Origin of the sequence: Bacteroides pyogenes (assembly GCF_014196225.1) — a bacterium.
Lineage (GTDB): Bacteria > Bacteroidota > Bacteroidia > Bacteroidales > Bacteroidaceae > Bacteroides > Bacteroides pyogenes_A.
This window is the reverse complement of record NZ_JACIDI010000004.1, coordinates 101,795-119,658: the sequence shown is the minus strand read 5'-3', so window position 1 is coordinate 119,658 and position 17,864 is coordinate 101,795. Positions and strand designations below refer to the sequence as shown.

Here is a 17,864-nt window from a genome sequence, read left to right as displayed (position 1 = left end):
GAAGAATTATTATGAAAATCAAAAAATACATATTAAATCTCGCCGCAATCTCTATTTTAGCCGTTGGATTCGGCGGATGCGACGGACTGTTCCGCGACGAACCCATTGACAAGCTATCGTTAGAGACGGTTTGGGGAAGTCCGCTTCTTTTAGACGAATATACACTGCCCTGGTATAGGAACATGAGTAACGGGTTTTCCGTTTTTATGCCTACAAGTTTCCTCTTCAGAGCTACAGCACGCCCGTATTATCCGTGGTTGGGTGACCAGCTTAGCGTAGGACGAACGGACTGGTTTCGTACGGCTTACGGAGATATCTTAAAAGGATTGGAAAAAACCATCACCTTGCGTGCCGGCAATTATTGGAGCAATTGCTACATGCAAATACAAAATATCAACCGGCTTTTGGAGAATCAGCACAAAATAGCCAACGGTGCTCAGAAACAACGACTTTTGGGCGAAGCACACTTCTTTCGAGGATATTACTATTACCTGCTACTGCGCCAGTTTGGCGGCGTATTGCTGATAGACCGCACATACGACCCGCTGATCGACAACAAGAAGTTCCCCAGAGCGTCTTATGAAGAGATGGTGGAGTTCATCGCCAAAGAAGCCGACCGGGCAGCCGAATTGTTAGAAGAAAGACATGCTCCGAGCGAGTTGGGACGTGTAACCAAAGGAGCGGCTCTGATGCTAAAAGGAAAAACTTATTTTTGGGCTTCGGGAGTTGCTTTTCAGAAACAGAAACTCAATTTCCTCGGATTCACCACCGACCGGTCGAACGAAATGATGACTCAAGCCGTCAATGCGTATGACGAGGTGATGAAGCTCGGATACTCGCTAAAGCCTGTCGACGGCACTTCTCAAGAGGATATAGTCAAAAGTTATCATGAAATCTTCCTGACGAAAAACAGTCAGGAATCGATACTTGAAGTCCAACATTCCAATGACGGAAACTTTGACAAGGGCTTTGGGCATAAGTTGGACAGAGAAGCCGCATCGCCTTTCTTCGGAGGAACCACGGCCGCATATACACCGACTCAAAACCATGTGGACGAATACGGCATGAGAGACGGAGCAGTATACGATCCGAAACAACCGTATCTGAACAGAGACTATCGTTTCTATGCCAATGTGCTGTACGACGGAGCTACTTATAACGGACACGTCATGGAGCTTCATTATACGATGGAGAACGGGAAAAAAGAAGCGGGCGCAGACTTGACGAAGTACGGCACCGACCGCAATGCCGGAGTAACGCAAACAGGCTACTACATGCGCAAATTCCTGAATCCGAAACAGGTGATAGACAACGACCCTACTTACGGAAGCTCACAGAATTATATCATCTGGCGATATGCCGAACTTTTGCTCGACTATGCCGAAATAGACTTCCACCAAGGTCGCACAAAAGCTGCGTTGGATAAGGTTAACGAGATACGTACACGCGCTCACATGCACAAATTAGACGCAATTACATTGGAAAACATCTTGAACGAACGGCGTGTGGAGATGGCTTTTGAAGAAACCACTTACTGGGATTTCTTCAGGCTGGGAAATGCAGTAGAAAAATTGAATGGCTCAAGCAATCCGTTAAAGAAAATGGAAATAGTGAAAGAAGAGGGTAAAGAAACAACTTACACCATTTCCAATATGAATGCAAAGCCTGAAAGTACGCGTTCGTTCAGTAGTCACCAGTATTATTATCCGATTCCTGTGGCAGAGGTAAAATACCACGAGATTCCTCAAAATCCGGAATGGGGCAGCAACCAATAATGATGCCGGACAAAACAAACAGGCTATTCTTTCTTCAACGGCAGAGAGGGTTCGAAGAAAGAAAAACATAAAAGACTGACCTTTCAACGAAAGGGGAACCGGCAAAAGATAATGGAACAGTTCCGTTTCATATATGATATTACGCTAATTCCTAAAAAAGAAGGTGTCCGTTATAATAGGATGCCTTCTTTTTTAGGAGTTAAAAAGTTTTATAAATATACAGACCGGATAATAGAATAAAGTTTCCGGATGTTGAGAACAATCAGTTCGTTTCCTATCCTATATAACTACTGTAAACAAAGGACAGCAAAGATACCTTTCTGGATCGCCATAACTCCGAAAGGAATCCTCCCTTTTGCCTGGGAATCGTATTTGCTTAAAAATATTTCCATCCTTCTAAACGTAAAATCTTTTTAAGCAAGACAGAAGTTGCGAACACTAAAAACAAACTGCCGGACTGTGAAGTATGATCCAAAGTTGTTCGTACAACTTTCAGGGTTCACTTCACAGTCCGGCAGTTTGTTTTATGCCGTACAGGCTATCCGTTTAATCTTCTCCGCGTTTCTTTCCTTTCAGCATAGAATATGCAATGGGAGAAGCAATGAACAGTGAAGACATGGTGCCGATAACAACACCGAGTATCATGGCGAACGCAAAGCTGCGGATGGAATCACCTCCAAGGATGAAGATACACAGCAGCACGATCAATGTACTCAACGAGGTGTTGATGGTACGCGCCAGTGTCGTATTCAGAGAATCGTTGAAGAGCTGACGCTCGCTACGTTTCGGATAAAGTCCGAAGAACTCGCGCACACGGTCGAAGATTACCACCTTGTCGTTGATGGAGTAACCTATAGCCGTCAAAATAGCTCCGATAAATGTCTGGTCTATTTCCAGAGAGAACGGAACAATTCCCCACAACAGCGAGTAGAAACCGATAATCATGATGGTATCGCTTGTCAGAGCCACAACAGAGCCTACACTATAAGCAATATTGCGGAAACGAAGCAGGATATACAACCCGATAGCGATCAAAGCCAACACGACAGAATAGATAGCTCCCGTCTTAATGTCGTCGGCAATGCTCGGACCTACTTTCTGCGAACTTACGATACTTCCTCCGGTATAATTATCACGGTCGATGAACGTATCCAATGTAATATTCTGAGTCAACACAGGCTTCAATGTTTCGTACAGATAAGCTTCGATTTCCGAATCTACCGTTTCGCTGTTATCATCGATGCGGTAGTTCGTACTGATGCGTACGGTCTTCTTGTCGGTACCTACAGCAATAACGCTTACGTTTGAATCACCGAACTTGCTTGAAATCAACTCGCGTATCTGTTCGGGCTGTACCGGATTCTCAAACTGCACCTTGAAATTACGTCCTCCGGTGAAGTCGATGCTCTGGCTCAAACCGCGGATGGCAAACGAACCGAAGCAAATCAGGATGAAAACACCCGCAATGATAAGCGCTTTCTTGCCGGCTCCCATAAAGTCGAAACGGGTATTTGCCATCAAGTTCTTCGAAATACCGGTGCTGAAAGTCAGGTTCAACCACTTATCTTTAGCCATGAAGTGTTCGTAAACCAGACGGGTCATAAACACGGCGGTAAAGAACGATACGAGAATACCGATGATCAACGTAGTGGCAAAACCGCGAATCGGGCCCGTACCGAAATTGAAGAGGATGATACCCGTAATGATAGACGTCAGGTTAGAGTCGAAGATAGCCGAGAAAGCGTTGGAATAACCGTCTGCCAATGCTTTTTGCAATCCCTTTCCGCTGCGGAGCTCTTCCTTGGTGCGTTCGTAGATAAGCACGTTGGCATCCACCGCCATACCGAGCGAGAGCACCATACCGGCGATTCCGGACATGGTGAGTGCCGCTTGGAACGAAGAAAGAATACCGAGTGTGAAGAAGAAGTTGAGGAACAGGGCTCCGTTAGCAATCATACCCGGAATGAAGCCGTACATGGCGCACATGTAAATCATCAGCAATACCAATGCGATGACGAACGAAATGATACCTGCGTTGATAGACTCCTGACCAAGTGACGGGCCCACGATGTCTTCCTGCACAATGCGTGCCGGGGCAGGCATCTTACCCGATTTCAGAACGTTTGCCAAGTCTTTTGCCTGCTCGGGCGTAAAATGACCGGTAATCTGAGAACGTCCGCCGGTAATCTCCGAGTTCACATTCGGAGCCGAGTATACATAATTGTCGAGCACAATAGCGATAGAACGGCCGATATTTTGTTTGGTCAGCTGGGCCCAACGACGTGCGCCGTCCGCATTCATACCCATGCTTACCGCCGGCTTTCCGAACTGGTCGTATTCATCTTTCGCGTCTGTCACCACATCGCCTTCTAACGGCGCTCTACCATTGCGTTCGGTAGATTTGATGGCATACAACTCGAATATCTGCCTCTTTTTGTCGAACTCGGCAGGAGAAACGCCCCACTTCAAGCGAAGGTCTTTCGGAAGCTGCGCCTTGATTTCATCCATCGACAGATATTTGTTAACCTCTGCCGTATCTTTGTAGCTGGCATAACCGATCACCGGACCCTGCCCGCTGGAGTTGAGTTGCAAAATTGCCAATAGCGGATATTGTTTCTTGAATTCTTTCAGGTCGGTTTCTTTATCTTCTTTCGCATCACCTTTCAATGCAGCGGCAAGGCTGTCTACAGTGCTGACGGCTTTCTTCACATCTTCAGGTTGCTCTGCCTCGACTGTGTCGACAACGGGTTCTTCCGTATCTCGAGCAAGCAAAGAGCGCAGTTTGCTGTCGGCCGACTGCATGTAAGAGAGAAGCTCTCTGGCTGTATAAGTTTCCCAAAACTCCAGATTGGCAGAACCTTGAAGGAGCTTTCTCACACGTTCGGGTTCCTTGATACCGGGAAGTTCCACCATGATACGTCCCATTTTGTCTTCCAAGCTTTGGATATTTGGTTGAACTACGCCAAAACGGTCGATACGGGTACGAAGCACATTGTATGAATTCTCAACAGCGGCTTTCACTTCCTCTCGCAGTACCTTTTCAACTTCTGCGTCTGTCGATTTCTGATTGACTTTATCTTTCAACTGCTGCGTAGCGAAAATTTCGGATAACTTTGCACCCGGAGCAGTTTTGTGGTACTCCTTAACAAAAAGAGTGATGACGTCTTCCTGACTGTTGACTGCTTGTTTGGCAGCTTCAGACAATGCTTTATTGAAAGCTTCGTCCGGCTTGTTATCCGCCAGTGCTTTAATAACATCAGGCACGGAAACTTCAAGGATCACGTTCATACCCCCCTTCAGGTCCAAACCTAAACTAATTTCCATTTCACGGCAATCTTTCAGCGTCCAGTTGCCCAACCATACTCTCTCATTCGAAAGAGAGTCAAGGTAATCTTGCTCTACTTTCGCATCGCCTTTCGCAATCTCTTTCGCCTTTTTAGTGTAATGGCGAGTTACGAAGGAAAAGGAGAGATAGAACGCGCATACGAGCGTGAGTGCTACCGCAAAAACCTTTACAAGTCCTTTGTTTTGCATTTTACTTTAAAATTTTTATGATGATTACTTTTTAATTTAAATTTCGGTTCCCATCGGTTGTATATAGTTTTGTCTTCTACATACAAGGCTGCAAATATAGTTTTTTTTTCACATTCAGGTATAATAAGCCCTCAAATATTTGATGATTAAGGCCTTTTTTGCGTTTCGAATCACAGTTCGGACAACATTATTTAACAAGAAAGATACAATTAGATAGTCCCGATGCTTTGCATATATTTCGGCACTGCGGTAGACATATATAGACAGCACGGTGAATATATATGTACAGCATGGTAGGTATATATGTACAGCATGGTAGGCATATATGTACAGCATGGTAGGCATATATGTACAGCATGGTAGGCATATATGTACAGCATGGTAGGCATATATGTACAGCATGGTAAGCATATATGTACAGCATGGTAGGCATATATGTACAGCATGGTAGGCATATATACCCAGCATGGGATATATATATATATGAATTTGTTTTCTTAAACAAACAAAAAACGGGAAGTACCATTTAGCCCAAAGAAAGTAAGGCTTAGATGACGCTTCCCCGATTTTCTGTCAAAAGCAATATAGTAAGCATCTGAAAGCAGCACCGACGAACATACTGTCGTCATACATCCGTGCCGCCGTTCATTATGACTATTTCATTCCCCTATTTTTCAGCAAAGGTTCCAGACTCGGCTCTGCCCCGCGGAAATTCTTGTAGAGCACCATCGGGTCGTCACTGTCTCCTTTTGCCAGTACATTGTTGCGGAACAGGTCGGCAGTGGTCTTATCGAAGATGCCGCGTTCTTTGAACGCCTCGAACGCGTCGTTGTCCAATACATTCGCCCAAAGATAGCTGTAGTATCCTGCCGCATACCCGCCGATGATGTGGTTGAAGTAGGTAGCTCGATAACGGGGAGCGATTTCCGGAATCAAGCCCAGCTTATCCATCGCTTGCTTTTCGAACTCGAGGATATCCAAATTGCTTACATCTTTCAGCATATGGAGATCCATATCGAGCATGGCAGCCGCAAGCAGTTCGGTAGTAATGAATCCCTGATTGAAAGTCTGCTGTTTCAATATTTTTTCGATAAGTTCATCGGGAATCGTCTCTCCGGTAGCATAATGCTTGGCATACATTTTCAGTACCTCCGGTTCGGTGGCCCAATGCTCGTTGATCTGCGAAGGAAGCTCTACGAAATCGCGCACCACATTGGTTCCCGAAGTACCTTTATATTGGCATTTGGTCAACAGGCCGTGCAATCCGTGACCGAATTCGTGGAAAAGAGTTTCCACTTCGTCGAGCGTAAGCAGCGAAGGCGTGTCGCCCACAGGTTTGGTAAAGCTGCATACGTTGCATACCAACGGACGTACATCCCCGTATTGCTCGCGATAGTTGCTCATCCATGCGCCGCCACGCTTCCCGGGACGGGGGAAATAGTCCACATAGAAGATACCGAGCTGAGAACCGTCGGCGTCTTTCACTTCGAATACTTCTACATCGGGATGATAGGTAGGAACACCTTCCAAGTTGGATAGAGTAATTCCATACAGTTTGTTGGCAACCATGAACGCTCCGTCTCGTACATTCTCGAGCTTGAAGTAAGGCTTCGTCTCCTCTTCAGACAGGTCGTACTTCTCTTTCCGCAACTTTTCGGTGTAATACCACCAATCCCATGCAGCCAGTTTTTCTCCCTTGCCTTCCTTATCCATCAGCTTCTGCAACTCCACAGCTTCCGCTTTGGCTTTGGGCAAAGCATAGCTCCACAATTTATTGAGAAGTTGCATCACATTGGCGTCGTTCTTGGCCATGGTCTCATCCAGCACGAAGTTGGCATAACTGTCGAAACCGAGCATCCGGGCTTTCTCAAGGCGCAGCGAAATAATCTTCCGAATATTCTCCTTATTGTCGTTCTTATCGTCATTGTTTCCACGGCAGATGTAAGCCGTATACAGCTGCTCGCGCAAGGGGCGGTTTTCGGAATATTGCAAGAAGGGCAAACGGCTTGCATTGTGCAGGGTAAACAGCCACTTGCCCGCCTCTCCGGCCGCTTCGGCTTCTGCCGCAGCGCTTTGTCGGAACCATTCGGGAAGCCCGGCAAGGTCTTCCTCTTTATCGACAAACAGTTTGAAAGTGTTGTTCTCGTTCAGAATATTATTGCTGAACGCAAGCCCGAGCGTAGAAAGCTCTTTGTTTATTTCGCGCAGGCGGTCTTGCTGTTCCGCACTCAGATTTGCACCCGAACGTACAAACCTCTTATAAGTCTTATCAAGCAAGCGTTGCTGCTCTGCGGTCAGTTGCTCCGGATTCCGGTTGTCGTACACCTCCTTCACACGTTCGAAAAGCTTCTTGTTCAACAGAATGTTATCTTCGTGCTCCGAGAGTACCGGCGCCATCTTCATGGAGAGATCAGTAAGAGCTTCGGTGGTTTCCGCACTCGTCATGTTGAAGAAAACGGCGCCTACACGGTCTAATATCGGGGAACTCTGGTCTAAAGCGACAATTGTATTCTCGAAAGTGGGTGTTTCCGAATTGGAAACAATGTCCCCGATAAGCCGGTTCTGTTCCTCAATGCCTTTAAGAAAAGCCGGTTCGTAGTGTTCGATCTTGATTTTATCGAAAGGAGGAACACCATACTCTGTTTGAAAATCCGTAAAGAAAGGATTAGTCTCTGTTTTTGTTGCGCATGAACACATCATACAACTCGCCGCTAAAATAATTACTGTTTTCTTTATCATAATAAGGGATTTATGGGTTATGTTCTACATTCGTTTTTCTTGCCTGATTATAACATCCACTCTATATTACTATAGGAATTTCAATTCTATACATCGGGCTTCCTTACACTCTTTTTGTTTATATAACACCAGATGGGATAATGATCGGAATCGCTGATAGAACGGTCTACCGTACAATTATAAGCTTTCAAGTCGGGACTAATCAGGATATTGTCTATGCGGAAATAAAACTTGTTCCTGTTGTAGGAAATACCTAATCCCCTACCCGATTTTGTGAAAGCGTCATCGAGCTTACGGGTAAGAACCCGGTGAGTATAAGATATGGGAGCATCGTTGAAGTCTCCGCAGACAATCATCGTAGAGTATCGGCTCCGCTCTATGACGTTGGCTACCGAATCGGCCTGATAAGAGCGGATAGCCGAAGCCTCCGCCAACTTATTAAGCAGCAAGCGGGCACCCCACTTCACTTTCTTCGCATCGGGGGCGTCGATCATATCCTCATACATCCCCCTGTCTTGCATGGTAAGCTTATTGGATTCCAAATGGTTGTTTATCAACAAAAGGGTATCGTTGTTCACCTTAAGAACATATTGCATAGAGCCATTGTAGTTGCTCTCATAGTCGACAGCCTTAGCCGATAATATGGGAAATTTGGAGAAACAAGCAAGTTCCGCATCTCCTTTGCCATGCTTTCCGATAAAATGGAACGGATACTCTTTCAGTGCTTTGAATATATCTTGCTTGGTGAGATACCTTTCATTTCCCGAGTATGCATACTCTTGCAGGCAAATAATATCCGCTCCGCTGTTCGCCACATAAGACAAGATCGGGTTTTTCCCTTCTTTTTTCGTCAGCCCGTTGAAGCCCATCACATTATAAGAAAGAAGTTTGATGCTTCCTTCCGGCATTTCTTCCGTACGGGAATTGATGGGAAAATAGGTCAGTATCTGCGAAAAGCAAATCAACAAGCCAAGCAAAGAAAACAAGGCATACCTGAAATTAAAAACAATCCAAAAAACAAGGAAACACAGGTTGATCGCCAAAAACACAGGAAAGACCAACCCTAAGCAAGAGGCGAACGAGAACCTTTGTGGATGCAGGTAGGGACTATATGCCGAAAGCACCAACATTATGACAAAGAAAACATTGATGCCCAGAATAATATATGATACGAATCTACCTATACCTTTCATACGTTATCTTTTACTTGCGTCGAACAAGCTCTTTTTTTCTTCCGTTGTCAGACTTTCATAGCCTGATCGTTTGAGTTTCTCCAAGATACGGTCTACTTCGTCAGACTGCGCTTTTTTACGGGCATTGTAATCGTAGTCTCTCGCACGGTCGGCATTAGGTCTGTAATGCACTTTCATTTTCGGTTTGCGTCTCCAAGTATCTTTGCGAAACAATGCCGCCACACCGTCGATCAACTTGTTGATCCATCCTGTGAGATCGACACCTTTATTCAGAAAAGCGGCGAAACATAAACCGGACAGTGCACCTCCAAGGTGAGCAATATGACCTCCCGCATTACCCGAAGTAATAAGAAGCAAATCTGCACCGACAGCCACCAAAGCCAGATATTTCAGCCGGACAGCTCTGAAGAAAAGCAAATATACCCGATAATCGGGCTCCCTGTAAGCAATAGCAGCCACAATGGCCAGTGTGGAAGCAGAAGCGCCTATCAGGACACTATAAATTACGGAATCGCTGAAAAACGGGAAAACATTGTAAGCAATCATGTAAAGCAAACCTCCGCATATTCCTCCCAACACATACACCCCCAACAAATGCCGGGCAGTAAAAGAGCGAAGGAACAAAATACCGAACCAGTAAAGCCACAGCATATTGAACAAGATGTGCAGAAAGTCGGCATGTATGAACATATAAGTCAGTATCGACCACGGTTGAAGGGCTAAACGGGGGAAAGAGGCGGGTAGCGCAAACCATTCTAAAAAGCCTGCGGGACTTTGGTTGAAAAGTTTCAAAAAGACATTTACCAACGCGCCGATGATAAAGACACCCGCATTGATGTATATAAGCCGGACAAGAAGATCTCCCTTCTTGAACTTCTCCTTTAAATCAGTTATAATACGTGCCATTGCTTCTGTCTTTTTTCCTCCAATACATAATCAAGATAAAACCGAACACCATTCCCCCCAAGTGGGCGAAGTGAGCTATATTATCTCCTACATGGTTGGCAACCCCCGCATACAGTTCGATCAAAGCATAGCCGACAACAAAGTACTTGGCTTTGATGGGAAACGGTATCGGGAAAACGAACAAGCGGTTATTGGGAAACAGCATTCCGAACGCCAACAAGATGGCAAATACTGCTCCAGAGGCACCGATAGTGGTCATCAGGTTCAGATAATCTCCCATCGGAATGATTCTCGTACCGATATTCACTTGCGAATACTGACTCAGCTCCGTTGCGTATTGTATATACTGAACACCTTCCTGTATCAGCCCCGCGCCTATGCCGCATACCATATAATAAAAAAGAAAACGTTTAGGTCCCCAGGTTTGTTCGAGAACAGGACCAAACATAAAAACAGCGAACATATTAAAGAAGAGGTGGGCAAACCCTCCGTGCATAAACATGTAAGTGACAAGCTGCGCAGGATTAAAATCGCCGGCTAAGAAAAAGTGCAACCCCAAATAATTCACGAGGTCTATGTTGTAACGCTGAGCTACAAAAGTTCCGAAAAAAAATAATATATTGATAATTATCAAGTTCTTAGTGATAGCAGGCATACGTTTTTCTTCTTATATATTTTATTAATTTCCGGCAAAAGTAAGAATATTTTCTGTTTTAAAGCATAAAAAAGCACTCTATTAGCTCTTTTTCAATAATTTGCTGTGTTTTTTTGCTGTTTTTGTTTGATATATTATTTTGTTCATCTATATTTGTGAGGTTCTTATGAATGATCTTTTAATGTAATATATTTAATTAATCTATTTTATTTAGTATTATGAATAAATCTGAACTTGTTAGCGCAATGGCTACAGAAGCTCAAATGAGCAAAGCTGATGCGAAAAAAGCACTCGATGCTTTCATCTCTTCCGTTACCAAAGCTATGAAAGCTGGTGACAAGGTTTCTTTAGTTGGTTTTGGCACTTTTTCTGTAAGCGAAAGATCTGCAAGAACGGGTATCAACCCCTCTACAAAAGCAACTATTACTATTCCTGCAAAGAAGGTGGCTAAATTTAAAGCCGGTGCCGACTTATCTGCAGCAGTAGAATAAAATAGAGATCGTTGAAAGAATTTGGGAAGGGAGGCGCGGAGCGTCTCCCTTTTTTTGTATCTTTGCGCGCAAGAAAAAACTTGATTATGAAGATAGAAGATAAACTTGTTGCATCCATTGTCAACGGACTGAGAACACTCTACGGACAGGACGTGGCTCCGGAGTCGGTGCAACTGCAAAAAACAAAGAGAGAATTTGAAGGGCATTTAACCTTGGTGGTTTTTCCTTTCCTCAAAATTTCGAGAAAGGGAGCGGAACAGACAGCGCAGGAAATCGGAGAGTTTCTGAAAGCGAATGAACCTGCGGTAGCTGCCTTCAATGTGATAAAAGGATTTTTGAATCTGACCGTCGCATCGGACGCATGGATCGAACTGCTGAATGAAATTCAGGCCGATGAGCACTACGGCTTGACAGAAGCCGGCGAGAAAGCTCCGTTAGTAATGATCGAATATTCTTCGCCGAACACAAACAAACCTCTCCACCTAGGACATGTACGCAACAATCTGCTGGGAAACGCTCTGGCAAACATTGTATCGGCAAACGGCAATCGAGTGGTGAAAACCAATATAGTAAACGACCGGGGGATACACATCTGCAAATCGATGCTGGCATGGAAAAAATACGGCAACGGAGAAACTCCGGAAAGTTCCGGAAAGAAAGGCGACCATTTGGTAGGCGATTATTATGTATCTTTCGACAAACATTACAAAGAGGAAGTAGCGAGACTCATGGGAAAAGGCATGACAAAAGAAGAAGCCGAAGCAGCCTCTCCCCTGATGCAGGAAACCCGCGAAATGCTTGTGAAGTGGGAAGCTGGAGACTCAGAAGTACGTGCTTTGTGGGACATGATGAACAACTGGGTATATGCAGGGTTCGATGAAACGTACCGGAAAATGGGGGTCGGGTTCGACAAGATATACTACGAATCGGAAACCTATCTCGAAGGGAAAAAGAAAGTAATGGAGGGATTGGAAAAAGGACTTTTCTTCAAGAAGGAAGACGGCTCCATTTGGGCAGACTTGACAGCCGAGGGTTTAGACCACAAACTGCTGCTTCGTGCCGACGGCACTTCTGTATATATGACTCAGGACATCGGGACGGCCAAACTTCGCTTTGCCGACTATCCTATCGACAAGATGATTTATGTGGTAGGAAATGAACAGAACTACCACTTTCAGGTACTTTCCATCCTACTCGATAAGCTGGGCTTCGAATGGGGAAAGAGCCTCGTGCATTTCTCTTACGGCATGGTGGAGCTTCCGGAGGGGAAAATGAAATCGCGTGAAGGAACCGTGGTCGATGCCGACGACCTGATGGAAGAAATGATAGAAACCGCGAAAGAAACGTCGCAAGAGCTGGGCAAACTGGACGGGCTGACTCAGGAAGAAGCCGACAACATTGCGCGCATCGTAGGTTTGGGCGCGTTGAAATACTTCATCCTGAAGGTAGACGCCCGCAAGAACATGACTTTCAATCCGAAAGAATCCATCGACTTCAACGGCAATACCGGACCTTTCATCCAATATACCTACGCCCGCATACAGTCCGTCCTGCGCAAAGCGGCCGAGATGGGAATAACCATCACCGGAACGATTCCCGTCGGTATTGAGCTGACGGAAAAAGAAAAAGGGCTTATCCAAATGGTAGCGGACTTTGCCGCAGTGGTGAAGCAAGCGGGCGAAGATTACAGCCCGTCTGTCATTGCCAACTATACATACGACTTGGTAAAGGAATACAACCAGTTCTACCACGATTTCAGCATTCTGCGCGAAGAAAACGAAGCGGTGAAGGTGTTTCGCATCGCCTTGTCTGCCAATGTAGCCAAAGTGGTTCGCCTCGGGATGGGTTTGCTAGGTATCGAAGTTCCTTCCAGAATGTAGGCCGGTAAAGACATTTATTTAGAAAGGATGATTGAACAGCAATCTTAGACCGGGATTACTATTTTGTTGTTCAGAGATATACACATTGGGACGATGGGGAGGGGGATAAAAGATAAACCTGAAAAACAGAATTTTAGAGCATACATCAAAGGGTTCCGCATCGTTCCTGAACTAAAGAAGCAGCATTTCAAATGCTCATACATCTCGGCATTTTCGGACAACGATAAAAGATCCCAACCTAAAGAAGTAGCATTTCAAACCCATTAAAAGCAGGTTTTAAAATGTTACTTCCTTATGATTGTTCCGCTTCTCTGTTGCAATACAAGCGTCAAAACACCTATCGGCAAAGAAAAATCGCAAAAAAGTTATGGTTTTGTTGTACAAAAGTTCCGCTTCCGTTGCAATCGCCCGGAAAGCGAGCAACGGAAGCTATCCCCATAGAGCAGAAGCTCTTACAATGCGTTCAGCTGTTGATTCGCCTTTCTGACGGTAACGGCTGCGGGAACTTGCGGAAAGTCTTCTAACCGGAAAGCCGAAAGGATGCGCTCCAACCGCTTCATGCCCGCTTTATTATTCTTTTCGGCAAACTCTTTGCGCAAAAGCGTTATCTTTTCGTGTGCCTGGATGCCTTCGATCAACCGCTCGAAACGAATGGACGAACGGGAACCGGGATAAACCAGATAAGTGTCTCCGGCGGCCCACGTCCTGAAACGTGAGTCGAGCAAAGGCTCTTTCACCCAACTGTTGTAAGCCCAGCGCAGGTAACCGTCCAGATGGAATTTGGCGGAATAGTAACTAACCCATACAGCCTCGGCAGGATCGGAGAATGTGAAAGTGTTCGGAAAAGCTTCCGTACAACAAGTGTAGTACGTGGTAGGCCATTTCTTTTCGGATCGGCGCTTCAACACAGCTTCCGGATAAGCGGCACCCACCGGAATGCAATAGTCATAGATATCCGCTTCCAGCTCATTGTGGAAGTTGCCCGCCAGAGAGACCTTGAAACCGGGATCGGCCTTGCGGATTACTTCAAGCGTCTTGAGCATCACGTCCATCGGCCGCTCGTCCATCGCAATGGTGCAGATGTCAAACCATCCTTTTTCACGCAAATGTTTGGAGAAAGCCTGAAGCATAGCCAGCCACATCTCTTCATAATCCGGTTTGCCGGGAGCCGTGTTCACCACCTGCAAACGGTTGGTGGCCTGATCGAAGTATTGGAATGAAAGCTTCCACGGAACCATCGAATAACAATTGATCTGTTTATCTATCCCCACGCTCATCATCATCTCCACCCAAAAGTCGAACACGGCGAAATCGAACGCCCAAGTCCCGTCTACCTTCTTTGTCCACGTTACCATCGACTCGAAAGCGTCTTCCGTTTGTGCGTTCCAGGGGTGGTGCATGATGGAAGCCGTAATCACTTTCTGCCCGGCATCTGCCAGCATCTTCATCAACGGGCGCATGGCTTCCATATGCTCGCGGCTCCATAGCGGGAGCTGATGGTAGCGGGCCACCGCGAACGGATTCTGCCACAAGTCGAGATGATATCTCCATGCCGACGGTTCGGGAAGCGTGCGTGAAGACACTTTGACATGCAGGGTGAGACTCCCTAATAAGCAACCTCCGTCTTTCACTTCCACCGTTCCTTTGTAGGTTCCCGGTGAGAGCGAGGCGGGGATACGGCAACTGATCCACACGGGCTGCACGCTTTTCGCCTTCACGGGCATCGAAGCTGCGAGATGGTCGATGGCATCCGCCACCAAAAGCGAGTCGTACAACGTATGGTCGGGACGCTCGCCGCAGGCCCCACGCCCGTCTTTATTCAGTTCGTCGGTCATCACGTAGCGGACGAAACCTCCGCTGAACGCCGAAGCCGGAAGCACTTCGCCCGAAGAGGATTTGAAGTCAGAGAAAGCATACGTCAGCTCATTCAAATCAGTCGGCGTACACACTACCGCCTGCGCGTTCAGCTTCTCGCCCCGCCATCCTTCCAGCGTGATGCTTTGTTGCAACGGCAATACGGGAAGCGCATGCTTGGCATAGCGCACATCCGTACTTCCCCATCGTACTTGGGGCGATTTCACTGCCGCCCACTCCTGCACGGAAGCCGGCTTGGGGTCGGGCAATTCATGATAAGACTGAAGCGGAAAAGGCGGTTGCCCGGTCGGTGTGCCACATTGCGTCACTCCTTCCTGAGCCATCAGGGGAGCGGAAGCAAACATACAAGAGAAAAAGAATGCTGTAATTTTGTTCATATCATTATAATTTTAGGTTTCGATGTCAAAAAGCTCTTAGCAACGGGTACATGCTGAAGAACCGAATCCCGGCAGTGGCGTTCTCGCTTGTCCGTATTCACAAACATCCATTGCGAAAAATCCGGTTATCCGTCATTCCGGTATCACTCGACGGGTAGCGTTCTGCGGACTGTATCCGGGCAACCCGCCCGGCCCACATTCTGTTTTTAATGTTCCCGCTTGTTAGAATTCCCAAAGATAACTCTTTCGCCTCATAAAACATCAGAAGCACACCTCATTTCCGGAAGAAATACCGAATTTACCTCGACAGCAAACCGTAATTGCTGACAACACCATCGAACATGCGACAGAAGAGTTATCGAAATTACGTTGACAGCAAAGTGGCATGCAATACACAGAAAACTGTGCAGTAATGGACACTTTAACTGTAAAAAACGAAAGCGATTGATGTGAACAACGCATAAGCAAATCTGCAATAGTATGGAAAAACTTTCAGAATCATCTTGATCTGAAGTGCTTCGATAATAAAAAATCCGGAAAATACGGCAATAGACAAATCTGTAAAATATAGCCAATTGCCCTGACAGCCTGTTTCTACAAGCATTTCGCGGTAATAGACAAATCTGTAGAACATAACAAATCCGTTGCGAAATCCTTGAATGTGGGCGAAATGAAAACTTTACCGGAGCAGCAGGAAAGCAAAAAACCCGTTCGGAAACATTGACGAAGCGATATTATTCAATACCTTTGCCATTAAAAGCCTGCTTAGAACTTACGTACTGTTTTTATCCGTCACCGGTTACTATGCGGTGCATGATATATACGCGCAGGCCGGATATTTAAACGGTCTTTACATAGAAATTAATCCGCTAAAACAAGATGAAGAAATCGAACCCGTTACTGATCGGTACCTTGTTGCTGACACCCGCATGCTCTGTATGGGCACAAGAGAAACCCAATATCATTGTATTTCTGGTAGACGACATGGGGCTGATGGATACGTCCGTCCCTTTCATTATAGACGGACAGGGAAATCCGGTGCGTCAGCCGCTTAACGACTGGTACCGCACTCCGAATATGGAACGGTTGGCAGAGACGGGAATCCGTTTCTCCACGTTTTATGCACAAAGTGTAAGTTCACCTTCACGGGCTTCGCTGATGACCGGGCAGAATGCCACAAGGCATCGTACTACCAACTGGATAAAACCGACATCGAACAACCGCGACCAGTTCGGTCCCCATGCGTGGAACTGGAAAGGATTGACGAAAGATGAGCAGACTTTACCCCGATTGCTCCGATCGCAGGGCTATAAAACCATCCACGTCGGCAAAGCCCACTTCGGCTGCACCGGAAGCGAAGGAGAGAATCCTGAGAATCTGGGGTTCGACGTCAATGTGGCAGGCTCATCCATCGGACATCCGGGAAGCTACTACGGTGAGTACGGATACGGGCACATCAAAGGAGGACGTGCCAATGCGGTTCCCGGTCTGGAGAAATATCACCGTACCGACACCTTCCTGACCGAAGCGCTGACCATAGAAGCCAAAGCGGAGATGGACAAAGCGCTGGCTGAGAAGAGACCTTTCTTCCTGAATCTGGCTCATTATGCCGTACATACTCCTTTTGAAACCGACAAGCGTTTCATCGGACACTATACCGACCCTGAGAAAAGCGATGCTGCCAAAGCCTTTGCCACACTGATAGAGGGAATGGATTACTCTTTGGGAGAGATTCTGGATTATCTGGAACAGAAAGGGATTGCAGAAAACACGTTGGTAGTATTTTTGGGCGATAACGGCGGAGACGCTCCTTTAGGACCTGCCAGAGGCTACTCTTCCTCTGCTCCGTTGCGCGGCAAAAAAGGAGCGGAGTTTGAAGGCGGGATGCGAGTACCTTTCATCATCAGCTGGGCGAAAGCGAATGGCAAAAACAAATACCAGAAACAAGTGCCCATCGCTCAAGGGAAAATACAGAAACAAATGGGAACCATCATGGATATATTTCCCACACTTGCCTCTGTGGCGGGAGCGGCTATTCCTCAATCCCATATCGTGGACGGAAAAGATCTGCGGCCTCTGCTGACAGGAAAACAAGACGCTGCACGGGAAAATGTCTTCCTGATGCACTTCCCTCACAGCCACCGCGGAAGTTATTTCACCGTATACCGTGAAGGCGACTGGAAGTTGATTTATTATTACAATCCGGAACATCCCGAACGTCCGGACTGTGTGCTTTACAATCTGGCGGACGACCCCGAAGAACGGCATGAATTATCCGCCTCTCACAAAGAGAGAACCCTGCAAATGCTTGCTCGCATGATAGCGCGTCTGGACAAGGAAGGGGCTTTGTATCCGGTGGACATCGACGGGAAAGAGATCAGACCGGTTGTGAAACAACATCCATAAAGGCATAAACAAATATCCGATCAGAATCAATAG

10 protein-coding genes are annotated in these 17,864 nt (G+C 46.3%); 4 read left to right on the top strand and 6 right to left on the bottom strand.

Annotated elements, in window-relative coordinates:
* The first annotated feature begins 11 nt into the window (after window positions 1-11).
* Window positions 12-1,775 carry a RagB/SusD family nutrient uptake outer membrane protein gene (locus tag GGR07_RS03885; protein ID WP_034542748.1) on the top strand — a complete coding sequence of 588 codons (1,764 nt, stop codon included), beginning with the start codon at window positions 12-14 and terminating at the stop codon, window positions 1,773-1,775.
* Between the two features lie 546 nt (window positions 1,776-2,321).
* Here the strand turns inward: GGR07_RS03885 and secDF are convergent.
* The 5 genes from secDF to GGR07_RS03860 form a co-directional block, all read right to left on the bottom strand.
* The gene (secDF, locus tag GGR07_RS03880) at window positions 2,322-5,309 is read right to left on the bottom strand and encodes a protein translocase subunit SecDF (protein WP_034542746.1); all 2,988 of its coding nucleotides are present in this window, start codon (window positions 5,307-5,309) and stop codon (window positions 2,322-2,324) included.
* A gap of 654 nt (window positions 5,310-5,963) precedes the next feature.
* Window positions 5,964-8,048 (bottom strand): M3 family metallopeptidase, encoded by a 2,085-nt coding sequence (locus tag GGR07_RS03875; RefSeq protein WP_034542745.1) that lies wholly within the window; start codon window positions 8,046-8,048, stop codon window positions 5,964-5,966.
* Between the two features lie 86 nt (window positions 8,049-8,134).
* Window positions 8,135-9,241 (bottom strand): endonuclease/exonuclease/phosphatase family protein, encoded by a 1,107-nt coding sequence (locus GGR07_RS03870; RefSeq protein WP_034542743.1) that lies wholly within the window; start codon window positions 9,239-9,241, stop codon window positions 8,135-8,137.
* A gap of 3 nt (window positions 9,242-9,244) precedes the next feature.
* Entirely contained in the window at window positions 9,245-10,147 is a 903-nt protein-coding gene (locus GGR07_RS03865) for a rhomboid family protein (RefSeq protein WP_122056466.1), read from the bottom strand.
* Window positions 10,128-10,802, bottom strand: coding sequence for a rhomboid family intramembrane serine protease (locus tag GGR07_RS03860; RefSeq protein WP_034542741.1), 675 nt, complete (start codon window positions 10,800-10,802; stop codon window positions 10,128-10,130). The genes GGR07_RS03865 and GGR07_RS03860 overlap by 20 nt, the downstream gene beginning before the upstream one ends.
* A gap of 218 nt (window positions 10,803-11,020) precedes the next feature.
* On the opposite strand from GGR07_RS03860, the gene GGR07_RS03855 reads away from it, so the two are divergent.
* Both GGR07_RS03855 and argS read left to right on the top strand, forming a co-directional pair.
* Entirely contained in the window at window positions 11,021-11,293 is a 273-nt protein-coding gene (locus GGR07_RS03855) for an HU family DNA-binding protein (RefSeq protein WP_021646355.1), read from the top strand.
* A gap of 86 nt (window positions 11,294-11,379) precedes the next feature.
* Window positions 11,380-13,173: an arginine--tRNA ligase gene (gene argS, locus GGR07_RS03850; RefSeq protein ID WP_034542791.1), complete on the top strand. Its 1,794-nt coding sequence runs from the start codon at window positions 11,380-11,382 to the stop codon at window positions 13,171-13,173.
* 452 nt (window positions 13,174-13,625) lie between these two features.
* On the opposite strand, the gene GGR07_RS03845 is transcribed toward argS, so the two are convergent.
* On the bottom strand, window positions 13,626-15,425 hold the full coding sequence (locus tag GGR07_RS03845; RefSeq protein WP_034542738.1) for a DUF4091 domain-containing protein: 1,800 nt from the start codon (window positions 15,423-15,425) through the stop codon (window positions 13,626-13,628).
* An 879-nt stretch (window positions 15,426-16,304) separates the two neighbouring features.
* Here GGR07_RS03845 and GGR07_RS03840 point away from each other — a divergent pair.
* Window positions 16,305-17,831, top strand: coding sequence for a sulfatase (locus GGR07_RS03840; RefSeq protein WP_034542732.1), 1,527 nt, complete (start codon window positions 16,305-16,307; stop codon window positions 17,829-17,831).
* Window positions 17,832-17,864 lie beyond the last annotated feature (33 nt).

Bases quoted from the DNA above. Each gene is read 5' to 3' on its own strand.
- GGR07_RS03885 (WP_034542748.1), top strand. From the start codon at position 12: ATGAAAATCAAAAAATACATATTAAATCTCGCCGCAATCTCTATTTTA.
- secDF (WP_034542746.1), bottom strand. From the start codon at position 5,309: ATGCAAAACAAAGGACTTGTAAAGGTTTTTGCGGTAGCACTCACGCTC.
- GGR07_RS03875 (WP_034542745.1), bottom strand. From the start codon at position 8,048: ATGATAAAGAAAACAGTAATTATTTTAGCGGCGAGTTGTATGATGTGT.
- GGR07_RS03870 (WP_034542743.1), bottom strand. From the start codon at position 9,241: ATGAAAGGTATAGGTAGATTCGTATCATATATTATTCTGGGCATCAAT.
- GGR07_RS03865 (WP_122056466.1), bottom strand. From the start codon at position 10,147: ATGGCACGTATTATAACTGATTTAAAGGAGAAGTTCAAGAAGGGAGAT.
- GGR07_RS03860 (WP_034542741.1), bottom strand. From the start codon at position 10,802: ATGCCTGCTATCACTAAGAACTTGATAATTATCAATATATTATTTTTT.
- GGR07_RS03855 (WP_021646355.1), top strand. From the start codon at position 11,021: ATGAATAAATCTGAACTTGTTAGCGCAATGGCTACAGAAGCTCAAATG.
- argS (WP_034542791.1), top strand. From the start codon at position 11,380: ATGAAGATAGAAGATAAACTTGTTGCATCCATTGTCAACGGACTGAGA.
- GGR07_RS03845 (WP_034542738.1), bottom strand. From the start codon at position 15,425: ATGAACAAAATTACAGCATTCTTTTTCTCTTGTATGTTTGCTTCCGCT.
- GGR07_RS03840 (WP_034542732.1), top strand. From the start codon at position 16,305: ATGAAGAAATCGAACCCGTTACTGATCGGTACCTTGTTGCTGACACCC.